The sequence below is a fragment of the Allobosea sp. 10L417 genome, from assembly GCF_056395485.1.
In genome coordinates this window covers 756,313-772,189 of the sequence record NZ_JBFTJP010000001.1, presented here as the reverse complement: position 1 = coordinate 772,189, position 15,877 = coordinate 756,313, and the positions used below count along the sequence as shown (strand labels likewise).

Genomic DNA, 15,877 nt, shown 5'->3' with positions numbered 1-15,877 from the left:
TTCCGATTTCCGACCCTCAGCCCTCATCCTGAGGAGCCATTCCAGGAGGAATGGCGTCTCGAAGGATGGTCCAGAAGGTTCTTGAGACGTCTGGAGCATCCTTCGCGATGCCGCTTCGCGGCTCCTCAGGATGAGGGCTGAGGGAATACGAAGGGGCATCACTGGCCCAGCCTTTCCAGCAGAGCCGGAACATGGACCTGATCGGCCTTGTAGTTGCCGGTGAGGGCGTACATCACGAGGTTGATGCCGCCGCGCAGCGCCATCTCGCGCTGGCGCGGATCGGCGCCGGAGAGCGGCACCAGCCCTTCACCGCGCTTGTCGATGGCCCAGGCCGCGGCGAGGTCGTTGGCGGTGATGATGATGGGCGAAACATTGTCGCCGGCGCGTGCCGGGCGCCGGCCGTCGCTGTCTGCGGGCGGCAGCGTCTCGACCCAGGTCGTGCCGCTGTCGTAGCGGCCGACGAGCTCGTCGAGGATATAGAAGGTCTTGGTCAGGACGTGGTCGCGCGGCAGCGGCTCGAGCTCGGGAATGTCGAGCGTCTGCAGCATGCGCTTGAGCTGGTCGCCTTCCGGCGTCGTGCCGCCGCCGGGACGGGCGCTCATGGCGTCGCGCGTGTCGAAGATCACGAGGCCGCCGCCCTTCATATAGGCTTCCAGCTTGCGCAGCGTCTCGGCCGAGGGGATCGGCCGGCCGGCAACCACCGGCCAGTAGAGCACCGGGAAGAAGGCGAGTTCGTCGCGCTCGACATTGACGCCGACCGGCTCGCCCGGTTCCAGCGCGGTGCGCGCGCCGAGGACGATATTGAGCCCGGCGAGACCGGCCTTCGACATGTCGTCGACGGCCCTGTCGCCGGTGACGACATAAGCGAGCCGCGTCACCGCCCCATTGGCGAGGAGCGCGCGGGGAATCGGCGGGCGCGTGTCCGCTTGCGGGCTCGGCGCGGGTTGGGCGCGAGCGCTGTCGGGCGCCAAGCCGCCTGCGAAGCCCAATGCGATGAGGATCGCGGCCGCCGCGGTCGCTTTGCGGGCGCGGCCGAAGCCGAGCCGCCCGCCGAGCCAGAGCGTCGCCAGCGTATCCGCGATCAGCAGCAGCAAAGCCAACGCCAGCAGGGGCGGGCGGGCGTCGCGCGCCACCGGCTCGTCGATCGGCAGGATCGGAGCGCCGAGGCCGGCAAGATCGAGCGCACCCAGCATGTCGTTCGGGGTGAGAGCATTTACTGCGAGCGTGCCGTCGGCAGGGCCGTAGAGGCCTGGCGGATGGGCGAGCGTGCCGCGGCCGGCATAGTTGCGGGGCACGGGCTGGCTGGTGGCCGGCGGGGTGCGGAAGCGGCCGCTGCCGTCGAGGACGCGGGTCGGCGAGAGCGTCTCGACGCGGACCTCGTCGCTTTGGGCATCGGCGGCAGGGCCGGTGCCGGCGAGGTTCACGACCCTGCGCAGCATCTCCACGAAGAGGCCGGAGAGAGGCAGGTTCGACCAGGTCGTGTCGGCGGTGACGTGGACCATGGCGATCAGGCCGTCGCCGCGCCGCTCGCCGGTGACGACGGGAGTACCATCTTCCAGCGCCGCCCAGGTCTTGCGCGAGAGATCGGCCTCCGGCTCCGCCAGGATCTGGCGGCTGACGCGGATATCGTCGCTGATCGTCAGGCCGTAGAAGGGGCTTTCGCGCGTGAAGGGCGCGAGCTTGCGCGGCGTCTCCCAGGAGAGGCCGCCGCCCAAAGTCCGTCCGCCGCGGCGCAGGCGCACCGGCGTGAGATCGTCCGAAGAGGCGGCAAGGCGCGCGCCGGCAAAGCGTAGCAGCACACCGCCGCGGGTGACGAAATCGGAGACCTTGGCGCTGGTGTCGCGGTCGAGCGCGCCGATATCGGCCAGAACCAGGACCGAGAGATTCTGCGCGAGGAGCTCACCGACCGGGTCGGTCGAGCCCTGGCGCGGTTCGCGGACCTCGGCGAAGGGCTGGAGCGCGCGCGAGATGTAGTAGGTCGGCGAGAGCAGCGGCTGCGCCGTGTCGGCGGTGGCGCCCGAGACGATGCCGATGCGGCGCCGCTTGGCGCGATCGTCGAGCAGGGCGACGCCGCCCGCGCTGTTCTCGCCGAGGATTTCCAGCCGCGAGACCGCGTTGCGGACTTCGATCGGCAGGGTCAGGCGCGCCGTGGTTTGCAGATTCGAACCTTCGAAGATGAAAGGTGCGTCGCCGAGCGGCAGGCCCTTCAGGTCGAGCGCGCGGACCTGCCCGGTGGCGGGGGCGCTCGCCGTCGGCCGCAGAACTTTCACGCTGAGCGCGCCGGCTAGATTGTCGGGCGCAGCGAGTGCGAGCTGGTTCGGGGGGCCGGCATGGATCGAAAGCCGTCTTGCGTCGGCGAGCTGCTTCAGCCTGGCCTGGAAGCTGCCGTCGTCGGAAACCGCGAGGCCGTCGGATATCCAGACGATCTCCGCTTCCGGTGCTGTCTGGAGGAAGGATTCGATGCGCGGCAGATGCGCGGCTCGATCAGGCGCATGTGGCTGGAGCGCCAGCGCGCGCAGCCGGTCGAGCGCTACGCGCGGCTCCGCCAGCGAGATGGCGGCCGGGGCCTCGGCCAGTCCGACGATGGCGACCGGGCGGCCCTCGCGCGTTGCGGCCGCGATCCGCGACTCGGCGACGGTGACGCGATCCGGCCAGTCGGAGGCGGCGCCGAAGCCGTTGTCGACGAGGAGCAAGACGGGGCCGCGCAGGGCTGCGCCTTCGCGCGGCGGGTTCCAGATCGGGCCGGCGACCGCGAGGATGACGAGCGCGGCAACCGCCATGCGGATGGCGAGCAGCCACCAGGGCGTATGCGCCGGCAATTCCCGCTTGGCGACGAGGTCGGCCATGATCTTGAGCGGCGGAAAGTCGATCCGGCGCGGCCGTGGCGGCGTCACACGCAGGATCAGCCAGAGCGCTGGCAGCAGGGCGAGCGCGGCCAGTGCGAGCGGGGCGGTGAAGGTCAAGGGGAGGGCGCTGAACATGGCGGCTCCCTTATAAGCCCGAGACGCCGCGCGAAGCGGCGACGAGGCTGGCGATGCGCAGAACGGCTTCGCTCGCCGGACGGTCGGTGCGGTGAAGCGTCAGGGTCCAGCCGGCCTTGCGGCAGGCCTCGGTGATCGCTTCGCGATGGGCGGCGAGGCGCTGACGATAGGCCTCGCCCCAAGCGCCGGCATCGCCGACGCGCAGCGTCAGCCCGTCCTCCAGATCGAAGAGCTCGGCCTGGCCGGTGAACGGGAAGGTTTCCTCGATCGGATCGACGATCAGCAGCAGATGGCCGCGTGCGCCCGACGACGCCATCGTGGCGATGCGCTGCGCCAGCGATGCGGAGGGCGAGAGCCCGTCGGTGACGATGATGGCATCCGCCAGCCGCGGCAGCGGCGCGCCGGGAGGGAGGTCGGCCTCGCCATTGCGGCTATCGGCGGCAATGGCCTGCGCCAGCAGCTCGACGATGCGGCGCGAGGCCAGCGCCCGCGTCAGGCCGATATGGCCGACGCGCTCGCCCCCCTCGACCATCGTTTCTGCGAGGGCGAAGCCTGCGACCAATGCGCGGTCGACCTTCGGCGCCATCGCCAGCGAGGAGGCGAAGCCCATCGAGGGCGAACGGTCGATCCAGAGCCAGATCGAATGCGAGGCCTCCCATTCGCGCTCGCGCACGAAGAGATGGCCGTCCCTCGCGGAGCGGCGCCAGTCGATGCGCGAGGCGGATTCGCCGGCAACCAGCGGGCGGTACTGCCAGAAGGTTTCGCCCGGGCCGGAGCGGCGCCTACCGTGGATTCCGTGGACGCTGGCGGAGACGCGGCGGGCTTCGAGGATCAGGCGGGGCAGGCGCGCGGCAAGGTCGAGCGATTCCGTCAGAACCGGCTTGGCCGGCTTCCGCTCGTTCAGGCCCAGGACGCGCATGCGCAACATCGGCCTATCCCAGCCGTTCCACGAGCCGGCCGATGACGCCCTCGACAGTCTCGCCGTCGGCGCGGGCGGCGAAGGTCAGCGCGACGCGGTGCTTGAGGACCGGCAGGGCGAGCGCGGCGACATCGTCCACGGACGGCGCGAGCCGGCCCTCGACCAGCGCGCGGGCGCGCACCGCGAGCGTCAGCGACTGGCTGGCACGCGGACCCGGCCCCCAGGCGAGCTTGTCGGTGATGGTGGCATCGCCCTCGCCGGGGCGGGCGGAGCGGACGAGATCGAGGATCGCGTCGACGACGGCTTCACCGACCGGCAGACGGCGCACCAGACGCTGGATCGACATCAGCGTCTCCGAGGTCATCGCCTGGGACGGCTTGTATTCGGTCGCGCCGGTGGTTTCGAGCAGGATCCGCCGCTCGGCCTCGCGGTCGGGATAGCCGACATCGATCTCGAGCAGGAAGCGGTCGAGCTGCGCCTCGGGCAGCGGGTAGGTGCCCTCCTGCTCGATCGGGTTCTGGGTGGCGAGGACGTGGAAGGGGGCGGGCAGGTCGTAGCGTTCGCCGGCGACGGTGACGTGGTGCTCCTGCATCGCCTGCAGCAGCGCGGATTGAGTGCGGGGCGAGGCGCGGTTGATCTCGTCCGCCATCAGGAGCTGCGCGAAGACCGGGCCCTTGATGAAGCGGAAATGGCGCTTGCCATCGGCGCTCTCGTCGAGCACCTCCGAGCCGAGGATGTCGGACGGCATCAGATCCGGCGTGAACTGGACACGCCGGGCGGCGAGGCCGAGCACCGTGCCCATCGCCTCGACCAGCTTGGTCTTGGCGAGACCGGGCACGCCGACCAGCAGCCCATGTCCGCCCGCCAGCAGGGTAACGAGCGAGAGGTCGACCACCGCCTGCTGACCGAAGATGACCTGCCCGATCTCCTTGCGGGCCGCGCCGATGGCGCCGAGTGCGGCCTCGGCCGCCTCGACGATCCCGCTGTCGAGATCGATGGGGGAAGTGCTCTCGCTCACGCGGGCTTGCGCCGCCATGTCGGTCTCCTTCACTGTCGCGGGCCGTTGCGCCGCCATCCGAACCGATCGGTGTGTTCCGTCCTTGAGTGTGGACGGGCCACCCCGGCGGCTCAAGCGCCGAATGGAATGGTGCACATCATCTCGGCTTCACGATTATGTGGAGTTCAAGGCAGAAACGCGGTGCAATCAATATGCCGCAGCAAGTGGAAACGGGCTTTTCGATGACGGCTCCGGGCAATGCGATGGACCGGCTGATGGCCGCGCTGGGCAGCGGGAAGGCGCGCGGATTGCCGCCAGTCGAGCGCTGGAATCCGCCATTTTGCGGCGATCTGGACATGCGGATCGCAGCCGATGGAACTTGGTTTTATCTGGGCACGCCGATCGGCCGGCCGGCCCTGGTGAAGCTTTTCTCCTCGGTGCTGAAGCGCGAGGGTGACGATTACTTTCTCGTGACGCCGGTCGAAAAGGTCGGAATCAAGGTCGACGATGCGCCGTTTCAGGCTGTCGAAATGCAGCTCGACGGCGAGGGGGACGAACGGAGCATCGCCTTCCGGACGCAGGTCGACGATCTGCTCTGCGTCGGGCCGGAGCATCCCTTGCGTTTCCAGCGGGCTGCGAAGGACGGCCTGAAGCCTTATGTGCATGTCCGTAGCGGCCTCTGGGCCCGGCTGACGCGCGCGCTGACCTATGATCTGCTCGCGCTCGGCGAGGTGCGGGAGGCCGATGGGCAGGCGATGTTCGGGGTGGCGGCGGGTGGCCGGTTCTACCCGGCGCTGCCGGCGAGCGAGATCGAAGGCATCGGGATTTGACGTGAACGGCCAGGCTCTGAACCTCAGCACCGATGCTTTCGCCAAGCTGGCGCGCGAGCGGCTGCGCGCCGAGCCGCCGTCGCTCGGCGATCTCATCGCCCGGCCGCGCGGCGACCACGAGAACCAGCCGCAGCCGGTGCCGATTCCGGACGTGAAGCGCGCTGTCCCCGCGGCCGTGCTGATCGGCATCGTGCCGCGCGAGACGGGCCCCACCGTGCTCCTGACCCAGCGCGCCGCGGCGCTGCGCAATCACTCGGCGCAGGTCTCCTTTCCCGGCGGGCGGGTCGATGCCGTCGACGGTTCGCCGGTCGTGACGGCCCTGCGCGAGACGGAGGAGGAGATCGGCCTGTCGCGGGAACGTATCCGAACGCTGGGGTTCCTCGATGCCTATCTGACCGGAACGGGCTATCGCATCGTGCCGGTGGTGGCGCTGATCGAGCCGCCTTTCTCGCTGGCGATCAACCATCACGAGGTCGACGAGGCCTTCGAGACGCCGCTCTCCTTCCTGCTCGATCCCGCCAATCACAAGCGGGAGGGCCGCGAATGGAAGGGGCATTTCCGCACCTACTATGCGATGCCGTTCGAGGGCCGCTATATCTGGGGTGCGACTGCCGGCATGATCCGTAACCTCTACGAACGGCTGGCAGGTTAGGATTGTCTTGCGCGGAAAGCGCGCCTGGGAACGACGAAGCCGATGCTGCGCGCGATCATCGAAGAGGTCCTGCTCTTCGTCCTGCCCTTCTGCGTCTTCGCGGGCTATCTCATCGTCCAGCGGCGCAACCCTTTCGACGTCGCGCATTGGAGCCGGCACGCCTTCTGGCTCGCTGTGGCCGGCCTGGTGCTGGCAATCTCGGTGCTCACCTATACCGGCTTCATCGCGCCGCGCAGTGAGGGGGCCTACGAGCCGCCGCATATGGAGAATGGGGTGCTGGTGCCCGGCCGCTTCAAATGACCGGGGGACACGAACAGGCCATCGCCCGCTTCCTGGCCGAACCGGTTCTAGCCCGCCTCCTGGACGCGCTGAACGGGGCGGGGGAGGAAACCCGCATCGTCGGCGGAGCCGTGCGCAATCTCCTGCTCGGCGAACCGGCCGATGACGTCGACCTCGCCACCACCGCCCTGCCGAAGGAGACGATCCGGCGCGGCCGGAAGGCCGGGTTCAAGGCCGTGCCGACCGGCATCGAACACGGCACGGTGACGCTGGTCTCGGGCGGCACGAGTTTCGAGGTGACGACCCTGCGGCGCGACGTCGAGACCGACGGGCGACGTGCCAAGGTCTTGTTCGGGCGGGATTTTGCCGAGGATGCGCTGCGGCGCGACTTCACCATCAATGCGCTCGGGCTCGATTGCGGCGGCAAGCTGCATGATTACAGCACCGGTCTTGCCGATCTGGCCGGGCGGCGCGTGCGCTTCATCGGCGATGCCGAGACGCGCATCCGCGAAGACTATCTGCGGATCCTGCGCTTCTTCCGTTTCCACGCCCGCTACGGCGTGGGCGCGCCCGACGCGGAAGGGCTGCGCGCCTGCATTGCAGGCCGCGACGGGCTCGCAGCCCTGTCGCGGGAGCGCGTCCGGGCCGAGTTGATGAAGCTTCTGGTCGCTCCGGCCGCGGGCGCCACGCTCGAAGCGATGGCCGGGGCAGGGCTCTTGATGCCCGTGATCGGTGGCGTGCCGCATCGCTCGCGCTTTGCTGCCATCGCCGATGAGGACAGCGACCGCATCGACCCGGCTTTTCGGCTGGCGGCGCTGGCGTTGTCGGTTCGGGAGGACGCGCCGCGCTTGCGGACGCGGCTGCGGCTCTCGAACGGGGAATTCGACCGGATCGACGGAATCGCGCTCGCGCTGGAGGGGCTCGCCGGGCAGGCGAAGTTGTCGTCGCTCGCGCGGCTGCGCCATGTCGCGGATCGCGCCGGAAGCGATGCCGCGGCCGCTGCTTTGGCCCTTCTCACCGCTTCGGCGGATGACGAAACCGGCAGGAGCGTGCGGGATCTCGTCGGCCAATTGGGCCGGACGCCCGCTTTCCTGCCGCGTGGGCAGGATGTTCTCGCCCGCGGCGTGCCGAAGGGCGAGCGCATCGGACGGGTCCTCGCGGAGGCACGCCGGCTCTGGATCGAAGCCGGGTGCCCGTCCGATCGGGCTGCGCAGTTCGAACTGCTCGACGTCGCCAGCCGGGAGGCGCTGCCTTAGGGCCAGCGCACCGTCGGCGGCATCGAGGACAGGATCGAATCGACGTTGCCACCGGTCTTCAGCCCGAAGATCGTGCCGCGGTCGTAGAGCAGGTTGAACTCGACATAGCGGCCGCGCCGGACCTGCTGCTCCTGGCGCTGCGCCTCGGTCCAGGGCTTGCCGATATTGCGGCAGAGCACATTGGGGTAGATGTCGAGAAAGGCCTCGCCGACCGCCCTGGTGAAGGCGAAATCGGCGTCCGGATCGCCGGTCCAGATATAGTCGTAGAAGATGCCGCCGATGCCGCGCGGCTCGTTGCGGTGCTTCAGGAAGAAGTATTCGTCGCACCACTCCTTGAAGCGGGAATAATCCGCCACTCCCGGGAAGTTGTCGCAGGGCCGGCGCATCGCGGCATGGAAATCCCGCGAATCCAGATCGTCCTGATTGCGCCGGGCATCCAGCACCGGCGTCAGATCGGCGCCGCCGCCGAACCAGGGCTTCGTCGTGACGACGAAGCGGGTGTTCATGTGCACGGTCGGCGCATGCGGGTTCCAGGGATGGGCGATCAGCGAGATGCCCGTGGCGTGGAAGCGCGGATCGTCGGAGGCGCCGGGGATCTGGCCGGCGAAATCCGGGTGAAAACTGCCATGGACGGTGGAGACGTGAACGCCGACCTTCTCGAAGACACGGCCCTTCATGATCGACATGACGCCGCCGCCACCGGGAACTCCGTCGTGATTGGTGCGCTGCCAGGGCGTGCGGACGAAGCGGCCGGGCCGGTCGGTCTCAGACGGGAAGGGACCCGCAGCCTCGTCCTCGATCTCCTCGAAGGCGGCGCAGATCCGGTCGCGGAGATTCTCGAACCACGCCGCCGCGCGGGGTTTCATCGCCTCGACGACAGCCGGATCGGCGGGCGCAGCTTCAGCGGGCTTGGGCTTGTTCATGGTCATGTCCATCGCGGCGCGGAAAGCCGCCTGTCTGTCGCAACGCCTCGCCCATTACCATCGCCGCCGCAAGCGCGACATTGAGCGATCGCAAAGCCGGGCGCATCGGGATGTGAAGGCTGGCATCGGCCGCAGCCTGCACCGCGGGCGTGACGCCGGCCGATTCGCGTCCGACAAGGATGATATCGCCGGGCTGGAAGACGAAATCCGGCAGCGGGGTCGCGCCGTCCGTCTCCGCCAGGACGAGGCGGTGCCCGGCCTCGCGCCGCCACTGGTCGAACGCCGCGAAGGAATCGTGGCGGGAGACGGCAGCGCGCTCGAGATAATCCATGCCCGAACGGCGGAAATGCCGGTCCGACACGTCAAAGGCGGCGGGCTCGACGATATCGACCGCGATGCCGAGACAAGCCGCCATGCGGATCATCGTGCCGGCGTTCTGCGGGATATCCGGCTGGAAGAGGGCGAGACGCAACATGGCCCTGTCATGCGGTGACGCCCGGATATGCGTCAAGCAGGCTGGCCATTCGCACAGGCGGGGGCCATATGCCTCGAAACCGTCGCGATGCCGCTCCAGGGAAGGCAGACATGTTCGCTCCGCTCTTCCGCTGGCTCGAAAGCCGAATCGACGTCTTCGCTCCCTTCGACGAGCAGGAGACGCCGCCGCATGGCGTCTGGCCCTTCATGTGGCACCACATCAAGGGTGTGAAGGGCTGGATGGCGGCGATCATGATCACCGGCCTCGGCTTCAGCGGCATCGAGGCGGCGATGTATCTGATGGTCGGCTGGTTCGTCGACCTTCTCTCGACGCAGTCGCCCGATACGATCTTCCGGGATCATGGCTGGCTGCTTGCGAGCGCCGCCTTTTTGCTCGTGGTCGTCCGGCCGCTGATCTATTTCGCCAACCACGCCATCGTCGATCAGGTCGTGGTGCCGCAGATCACCAACCAAATCCGCTGGCGCAACCATGTCTACACGCTCGGCCATGCGCTGGGTTACTTCCAGAACGATTTCGCAGGACGGCTTTCAGCGCGCGTCATCCAGGCCGGGCAGTCGATCCGCGGCGCGACGATCGAGGTTATCGACGACCTCTGGTACGCGCTGGTCTTCGCCACGGTGGCGATCGGCTTCTTCGGCAAGACCAGTCTCTGGCTCRCCCTGCCGGTCATCGTCTGGCTCGGCGCCTATGTCGCGCTGCTGATCTACTTCGTGCCGCGCGCCAAAAAGCGCTCGGAGGCGAATTCCTTCGGCCGTTCGACGACGACGGGGCGCATCGTCGATTCCTACACGAACATCCTGACGGTCAAACTGTTCGCGCGGGCCGATGCCGAGCGCTCCGCCGTCCGCGACTCGTTGACGCGGTGGAACGCCTCCTTCCTCAACCTGTCGCGGCTGATCACCGGCGTGAGCGTGATCCTGCAGACGATGAACAGCCTGCTCGTCGTGGCGACCGCCTGGCTCGCCCTGCTGCTCTGGAGCCAGGGCGAGATGACGCCGGGCGCGGTCGCCGCCGCGATCGGCCTCGTGCTGCGCCTCGTGCAGATGTCGGGGTGGCTGATCCATCTGGTGCGCGGCATCTTCGAGAATATCGGCTCGGTGCAGGAGAGCATGGAGACGATCGCGAAGCCGCATGATCTGCGCGATATGCCGGACGCCCAGCCGCTCGTCGTCGACAAGGGGGCGATCAGCTTCGAGAAGATCCGCTTCAACTACGGCCGGGGCGCCGGGCTGTTCGAGGGGCTCGATCTTCAGATCAAGCCGGGCGAGCGGATCGGGCTCGTCGGCCCCTCGGGCGCCGGCAAATCGACGCTGGTGAACCTGCTGCTCCGGCTCTACCCGCTCGAAAGCGGGCGCATCCTGATCGACGGGCAGGACATCGCCCATGTCACGCAGGACAGTCTGCGGGCGCAGATCGGCATGGTGACGCAGGACAACTCGCTGCTGCACCGCTCGATCGGCGACAACATCGCCTATGGCCGGATGGGCGCGAGCGAAGCCGAGATCATCGCCGCCGCGCGACAGGCCGAGGCGCATGACTTCATCCTCGGGCTCGGCGACCAGGACGGGCGCGAGGGCTTTGATTCGCGCGTCGGGGAGCGCGGCGTGAAGCTCTCGGGTGGCCAGCGCCAGCGCATCGCCATCGCGCGCGTGCTGCTCAAGGATGCGCCGATCCTGATTCTCGACGAGGCGACCTCGGCGCTGGATTCAGAGGTCGAGGCGGCCATCCAGCAGCAGCTCGCCGCGCTGATGCAAGGCAAGACCGTGATCGCGATCGCGCATAGACTATCGACGATCGCCGCGCTCGACCGGCTGATCGTGCTCGATCAGGGGCGGATCGTGGCGACCGGAAGCCATGAGGAGTTGATCCGGCGAGGCGGGCTCTACGCCCGGCTGTGGGCGCGGCAATCGGGTGGTTTCCTTGCCGCCGCCGATCCGGAAAAGCTCGCCGTCTGAGGTCCTCGCCTGCGAACTGTGCGCCATGCATGGGCGGGAGGTTCGCGACAGTAGACTTCGTCCAATCTGCATGTCAAAGAGCCCGAGGTGACGCACCGCCGCATTGCGGCGGTCGTGGCGCGCCCCTATGAGGGCGAGAGGCGACAATTTCGAGCTGTTCCAGCTCGCAAGACGTGTAAGAGGATTGGATCGTGGCGAACGCGACCGATACATCGACCGGAACAACCCGCCGCGATTTCCTGATGCTTACGACCGGGGCTGCAGGCGCCGTCGGCATCGGCGCTGTCATCGTCCCCCTGATCAGCCAGCTCGCTCCCGATGCGCAGACCGTCGCGGCCGGCGCGCCGGTCGACGTCGATCTGGCACCGATCGCCGAAGGCCAGGCAATCAAGATCTTCTGGCGCGGCAAGCCCATCTTCGTGCGCCATCGCACCAAGAAGGAGATCGACGAGGCGCTCGCCGTCGATGTCAGCACGTTGCGCGACCCGCAGACCGACCAGCAGCGCACGAAGGCCGGCCATGAGCAGTATCTCATCGTCTTCGGCAACTGCACCCATCTCGGCTGCATCCCGCTCGGCACCGCGCCTGGCGAGCCCAAGGGCGACTACGACGGCTGGTTCTGCCCCTGCCACGGCTCGCACTACGATTCCTCCGGCCGCATCCGCAAGGGCCCGGCACCGCTCAACCTGCCGGTTCCGCCTTACGCCTTCACCGCGGACACCAAGATCAAGATCGGCTGAGCAATGCGCTCGACGCTTTCCCGCCAAGATGAGACAGCCTTGAGGCATTCTTCATGAGTGGTCACAGTTCCTACGTTCCGAAGACCGGCATCGAACGCTGGCTCGACGCCCGCCTGCCGATCATCCGCCTGGCTCATGATTCGGCCGTCTCCTATCCGGTGCCGCGCAACCTGAACTATCTTTGGACGTTCGGCGGCATCCTGGTGTTCATGCTGGTGGCGCAGATCATCACGGGCGTGATCCTGGCGATGCATTACACCGCCAACTCGCTGCTGGCGTTCAACTCCGTCGAGCACATCATGCGCGACGTGAACTATGGCTGGCTGCTGCGCTATCTGCACTCGAACGGCGCCTCGATGTTCTTCATCGCCGTCTACGTGCACATCTTCCGCGGGCTCTATTACGGTTCGTACAAGGCACCGCGCGAGGTGCTCTGGATCCTCGGCGTGGTCATCTTCCTGCTGATGATGGCGACGGCCTTCATGGGCTACGTGTTGCCCTGGGGTCAGATGTCCTTCTGGGGCGCCACCGTCATCACCAATCTGTTCTCGGCATTGCCGGTGATCGGCGAGACGATCGTCACCTTCCTGTGGGGCGGCTATTCGGTCGACAACCCGACGCTGAACCGCTTCTTCTCGCTGCACTATCTGCTGCCGTTCATGATCTTCGGCGTCGTCGTGCTGCATATCTGGGCGCTGCACGTCGTCGGCCAGAACAACCCGACCGGCGTCGAGGTGAAGAACGTCGAGAAGGACACCGTGCCCTTCACGCCCTATGCGACCGTCAAGGACATCTTCGGCATGGTCGTGTTCATGATCCTGTTCTCCTGGTTCGTGTTCTACCAGCCGAACTTCCTGGGTCACGCCGACAACTACATCGTGGCGAACCCGGCCGCGACGCCGGCGCACATCGTCCCCGAATGGTACTTCCTGCCGTTCTACGCGATCCTGCGCGCCATCCCCGACAAGCTCGGCGGCGTGCTGGCCATGGGCTCGGCCATCGTCGTGCTCGCCTTCCTGCCCTGGATCGACACCTCCAAGGTCAAGTCGATGAGCTACCGCCCGATCGCGCGCCAGCTCTTCTGGGCCTTCGTCCTGGTCTGCATCGGCCTGGGCTATCTCGGCGCCATGCCGGCGGATGGCGGCTACGTCATCGCCTCGCAGATCTTCACCGTGCTGTATTTCGGCTTCTTCGTCGCGCTCTTCGTCGTCGGCCTGTTCGAGCGGCCCAAGGCGCTGCCGACCTCGATCGCCGATGCCGTGCTCGCTGCTTCCGCCAAGAACGGCTCGGCGGCGCGCATCGCGACCGCCACCGCTGCCGAACCGAATGTCAAGGGCTGACGGAACCATGAGCAAAACATCGTTTCGTCTTGCCCTGACCGGGCTCGCTGCCGGCCTGTCGCTGGCGCTGTTCCAGCCGGCGGCACAGGCGGCCGAAGGTGGGTTCCAGCCGCCGGCGCTGAGCTGGTCGTTCTCCGGCCCCTTCGGCAAGTTCGACCGGGCCCAGCTTCAGCGCGGCTTCAAGGTCTACAAGGAAGTCTGCGCGGCCTGTCACGGCGCCAGCCTTGTCGCCTTCCGCAACCTGTCGCAGCCGGGCGGTCCCGAATTCACGCCCGGCCAGGTCGCCGCGCTTGCCGCGACCTATCAGATCAAGGACGGCCCGAACGAGCAGGGCGAGATGTTCGACCGGCCGGGCCGGCCGGCTGACCGCTTCCCGTCGCCGTTCCCGAACGAGCAGGCGGCCCGCGCGGCCCAGGGCGGTGCCTATCCGCCGGACTTCTCGGTTCTGGCCAAGGCCCGCACCTATGTGCGCGGCTTCCCGACCTTCATCTTCGACATCTTCACCCAGTATCAGGAGCAGGGGCCGGACTACATCCATGCCCTGATGGTGGGCTATGAGGAGCCGCCGGCCGGCGTGACGCTTCTGCCGGGGCAGAACTACAACCGGTATATGCCCGGTCACTTGATCGCGATGCCGAAGCCGCTGAGCGACGGGCAGGTCGAGTATCCGAAGGGCCCGGACGGCAAGTCGCCGGTGCCGGAAACGGTCGACCAGTATGCGCGCGACGTCGCGGCCTTCATGGTCTGGATGGCCGAGCCGCATCTGGAAGCGCGCAAGCGCTTGGGCATGCAGGTGATGCTCTTCCTCGTCGCCTTCTCGTTCCTGCTCTACTACACCAAGAAGAAGGTGTGGTCGCGCATGCCGGACGGCTCGCCCGCCCACTGAGCCGGGAATGACGATCTTGCGAAAGGCCCCGGAGACGGGGCCTTTTTGCTATCGGGCAACGGTGCCGCCGGAACTCTCTGCGCTGTGTTGCGACCGTCATCGAAAGATGGTCCTTTCCGCGCCCGCAACAGGGAAACAGCCATGAGCGAAGCCGTTCTCGGAATCATCGGCGGATCGGGTATCTACGATCTGCCGGGCCTCAGCGACCTCCGCGAGGAGCGCATCGACAGCCCCTGGGGCGAACCTTCGGATGCGCTGCGGATCGGCCGAATCGGCTCGACCAAGATCGTCTTCCTGCCGCGGCATGGGCGCGGCCATGCCATTCCGCCTTCCGAGATCAACTATCGCGCCAATATCGACGTGCTCAAGCGCGCGGGCGTGACCGATCTCGTCTCTCTGTCGGCGTGCGGTTCCTACAAGGCCGAGCTCTATCCCGGACTGTTCGTCCTGGTCGACCAGTTCGTCGATCGCACCACGCGTCGCGAAAGCTCCTTCTTCGGCAAGGGCTGCGTCGCCCACGTCTCCGTCGCTCATCCGGTTGGCCCGGCGCTGCAGGGGCGCATCGCGGCGGCGGCGGAAGCGGAGGAGCTGCCCTTCGTGCGCGGCGGAACGCTTGTGACGATGGAAGGGCCGCAATTCTCGACCTATGCGGAATCGATGACATATCGCGGCCTCGGCTACGACCTCATCGGCATGACGGCGATGCCGGAGGCCAAGCTCGCGCGCGAGGCCGAGATCACCTACGCCACCGTCGCCATGGTGACGGATTACGATTGCTGGCATGAGCTGCACGGCGCCGTGGACGTTGCCTCGGTCGTGGCGGTGCTGCATGAGAACGCCGACAAGGCTCGTCGCCTCATTGCCCGGCTCGCCGCCGATTTCCCGGCCGAGCGGGAGCGTTGCCCAGCCGGCTCGCACAACGCCCTCGACAATGCGATCATCACCGCGCCCGCGTTCCGCGATCCCGCCCTGCTGGCGAAGCTCGACGCGGTCGCCGGGCGCGTGCTCAGGGCCTGAATGATGGCCGCGCCCTTGACGAAGCCGGCTCGACGTCCGACCAAGGCGTCCGTCACCCTATCCGAGACGACGCCCATGAACCTTGCCGACAGCATCCGCGCGATTCCGGACTATCCTCGGCCCGGCATCGTCTTTCGCGACATCACGACGCTGCTCGGCGATGCGCGGGCCTTCCGCCGCGCCGTGGACGAGCTGGTGCAGCCCTTCGCGGGGCTGAAGATTGCCAAGATTGCCGGCATCGAAGCGCGCGGCTTCATCCTCGGCGGCGCCGTGGCACATCAGCTCTCGGCCGGCTTCATCCCCGTCCGGAAGAAGGGCAAGCTGCCGCTCGAGACGCTGCGAGCGACCTATGCGCTCGAATACGGCACCGACGAGATCGAGATCCATCGTGATGCCGTCCAACCGGGCGAGCGGGTCCTGCTGGTCGACGATCTCGTCGCGACCGGCGGCACGGCCGAAGCGGCCGTCAATCTGCTGAGTGGGGTGGGAGCTGAAGTGGTTGCCGCCTGTTTCATCGTCGACCTTCCCGATCTGGGCGGTGCGGACAAGATCCGCCGGCTCGGCGTGCCCGTGCGGACGCTGGTATCCTTCACCGATCCTTGAGCC

General features: G+C 67.7%; 15 protein-coding genes. 10 read left to right on the top strand and 5 right to left on the bottom strand.

From position 1 onward, the window contains the following. Positions 1–158: 158 nt before the first annotated feature. Genes AC1DE3_RS03945 through AC1DE3_RS03935 form a run of 3 tightly spaced genes read right to left on the bottom strand, consistent with a single transcriptional unit; the run spans position 159 to position 4,936 of the window. On the bottom strand, positions 159–2,981 hold the full coding sequence (locus AC1DE3_RS03945; protein ID WP_476778847.1) for a DUF4159 domain-containing protein: 2,823 nt from the start codon (positions 2,979–2,981) through the stop codon (positions 159–161). Positions 2,982–2,991: 10 nt separating this feature from the next. Further along, a complete protein-coding gene (locus AC1DE3_RS03940) occupies positions 2,992–3,900 on the bottom strand; it encodes a DUF58 domain-containing protein (RefSeq protein ID WP_476779339.1) in 909 nt (302 codons plus the stop codon). 13 nt (positions 3,901–3,913) lie between these two features. Next, entirely contained in the window at positions 3,914–4,936 is a 1,023-nt protein-coding gene (locus AC1DE3_RS03935; protein WP_476778848.1) for an AAA family ATPase, read from the bottom strand. A 203-nt stretch (positions 4,937–5,139) separates the two neighbouring features. Here AC1DE3_RS03935 and AC1DE3_RS03930 point away from each other — a divergent pair, with 203 nt between their 5' ends. Genes AC1DE3_RS03930 through AC1DE3_RS03915 form a run of 4 tightly spaced genes read left to right on the top strand, consistent with a single transcriptional unit; the run spans position 5,140 to position 7,914 of the window. Continuing rightward, positions 5,140–5,727, top strand: coding sequence for a DUF1285 domain-containing protein (locus tag AC1DE3_RS03930; protein WP_476778849.1), 588 nt, complete (start codon positions 5,140–5,142; stop codon positions 5,725–5,727). A 1-nt stretch (position 5,728) separates the two neighbouring features. Then, positions 5,729–6,379 (top strand): CoA pyrophosphatase, encoded by a 651-nt coding sequence (locus AC1DE3_RS03925; protein WP_476778850.1) that lies wholly within the window; start codon positions 5,729–5,731, stop codon positions 6,377–6,379. A gap of 42 nt (positions 6,380–6,421) precedes the next feature. Then, positions 6,422–6,679 carry a DUF6111 family protein gene (locus tag AC1DE3_RS03920; protein ID WP_476778851.1) on the top strand — a complete coding sequence of 86 codons (258 nt, stop codon included), beginning with the start codon at positions 6,422–6,424 and terminating at the stop codon, positions 6,677–6,679. After that, positions 6,676–7,914: a CCA tRNA nucleotidyltransferase gene (locus AC1DE3_RS03915; protein ID WP_476778852.1), complete on the top strand. Its 1,239-nt coding sequence runs from the start codon at positions 6,676–6,678 to the stop codon at positions 7,912–7,914. The genes AC1DE3_RS03920 and AC1DE3_RS03915 overlap by 4 nt, the downstream gene beginning before the upstream one ends. On the opposite strand, the gene hemF is transcribed toward AC1DE3_RS03915, so the two are convergent. Together hemF and AC1DE3_RS03905 are read right to left on the bottom strand one after the other, a co-directional pair. Beyond that, positions 7,911–8,843, bottom strand: a complete 933-nt coding sequence (hemF, locus tag AC1DE3_RS03910) for an oxygen-dependent coproporphyrinogen oxidase (RefSeq protein WP_476778853.1) — start codon at positions 8,841–8,843, stop codon at positions 7,911–7,913. The genes AC1DE3_RS03915 and hemF overlap by 4 nt on opposite strands. Then, complete coding sequence (locus tag AC1DE3_RS03905; RefSeq protein WP_476778854.1) at positions 8,815–9,312, bottom strand: tRNA (cytidine(34)-2'-O)-methyltransferase; 498 nt, start codon at positions 9,310–9,312, stop codon at positions 8,815–8,817. The genes hemF and AC1DE3_RS03905 overlap by 29 nt, the downstream gene beginning before the upstream one ends. Positions 9,313–9,422: 110 nt before the next feature. On the opposite strand from AC1DE3_RS03905, the gene AC1DE3_RS03900 reads away from it, so the two are divergent. The 6 genes from AC1DE3_RS03900 to AC1DE3_RS03875 all read left to right on the top strand — a co-directional run bounded on the left by AC1DE3_RS03900 (position 9,423) and on the right by AC1DE3_RS03875 (position 15,874). Continuing rightward, positions 9,423–11,288, top strand: a complete 1,866-nt coding sequence (locus AC1DE3_RS03900; RefSeq protein ID WP_476852085.1) for an ABC transporter ATP-binding protein — start codon at positions 9,423–9,425, stop codon at positions 11,286–11,288. A 191-nt stretch (positions 11,289–11,479) separates the two neighbouring features. Continuing rightward, a complete protein-coding gene (gene petA, locus AC1DE3_RS03895) occupies positions 11,480–12,028 on the top strand; it encodes a ubiquinol-cytochrome c reductase iron-sulfur subunit (protein WP_441511970.1) in 549 nt (182 codons plus the stop codon). A 53-nt stretch (positions 12,029–12,081) separates the two neighbouring features. Continuing rightward, complete coding sequence (locus tag AC1DE3_RS03890) at positions 12,082–13,368, top strand: cytochrome b (RefSeq protein ID WP_441511971.1); 1,287 nt, start codon at positions 12,082–12,084, stop codon at positions 13,366–13,368. A 7-nt stretch (positions 13,369–13,375) separates the two neighbouring features. Continuing rightward, the gene (locus tag AC1DE3_RS03885) at positions 13,376–14,254 is read left to right on the top strand and encodes a cytochrome c1 (RefSeq protein WP_476778855.1); all 879 of its coding nucleotides are present in this window, start codon (positions 13,376–13,378) and stop codon (positions 14,252–14,254) included. 141 nt (positions 14,255–14,395) lie between these two features. Continuing rightward, positions 14,396–15,271, top strand: a complete 876-nt coding sequence (locus tag AC1DE3_RS03880) for an S-methyl-5'-thioadenosine phosphorylase (protein WP_476778856.1) — start codon at positions 14,396–14,398, stop codon at positions 15,269–15,271. 75 nt (positions 15,272–15,346) lie between these two features. Further along, positions 15,347–15,874, top strand: coding sequence for an adenine phosphoribosyltransferase (locus AC1DE3_RS03875; RefSeq protein ID WP_441511974.1), 528 nt, complete (start codon positions 15,347–15,349; stop codon positions 15,872–15,874). The last annotated feature ends 3 nt before the right edge of the window (positions 15,875–15,877 follow it).

What these genes read in the sequence shown, in the direction of transcription:
- AC1DE3_RS03945 (WP_476778847.1), bottom strand. Translation starts at nt 2,981, where the DNA reads ATGTTCAGCGCCCTCCCCTTGACCTTCACCGCCCCGCTCGCACTGGCC.
- AC1DE3_RS03940 (WP_476779339.1), bottom strand. Translation starts at nt 3,900, where the DNA reads ATGCGCGTCCTGGGCCTGAACGAGCGGAAGCCGGCCAAGCCGGTTCTG.
- AC1DE3_RS03935 (WP_476778848.1), bottom strand. Translation starts at nt 4,936, where the DNA reads ATGGCGGCGCAAGCCCGCGTGAGCGAGAGCACTTCCCCCATCGATCTC.
- AC1DE3_RS03930 (WP_476778849.1), top strand. Translation starts at nt 5,140, where the DNA reads ATGACGGCTCCGGGCAATGCGATGGACCGGCTGATGGCCGCGCTGGGC.
- AC1DE3_RS03920 (WP_476778851.1), top strand. Translation starts at nt 6,422, where the DNA reads ATGCTGCGCGCGATCATCGAAGAGGTCCTGCTCTTCGTCCTGCCCTTC.
- AC1DE3_RS03915 (WP_476778852.1), top strand. Translation starts at nt 6,676, where the DNA reads ATGACCGGGGGACACGAACAGGCCATCGCCCGCTTCCTGGCCGAACCG.
- hemF (WP_476778853.1), bottom strand. Translation starts at nt 8,843, where the DNA reads ATGACCATGAACAAGCCCAAGCCCGCTGAAGCTGCGCCCGCCGATCCG.
- AC1DE3_RS03905 (WP_476778854.1), bottom strand. Translation starts at nt 9,312, where the DNA reads ATGTTGCGTCTCGCCCTCTTCCAGCCGGATATCCCGCAGAACGCCGGC.
- AC1DE3_RS03890 (WP_441511971.1), top strand. Translation starts at nt 12,082, where the DNA reads ATGAGTGGTCACAGTTCCTACGTTCCGAAGACCGGCATCGAACGCTGG.
- AC1DE3_RS03885 (WP_476778855.1), top strand. Translation starts at nt 13,376, where the DNA reads ATGAGCAAAACATCGTTTCGTCTTGCCCTGACCGGGCTCGCTGCCGGC.
- AC1DE3_RS03880 (WP_476778856.1), top strand. Translation starts at nt 14,396, where the DNA reads ATGAGCGAAGCCGTTCTCGGAATCATCGGCGGATCGGGTATCTACGAT.
- AC1DE3_RS03875 (WP_441511974.1), top strand. Translation starts at nt 15,347, where the DNA reads ATGAACCTTGCCGACAGCATCCGCGCGATTCCGGACTATCCTCGGCCC.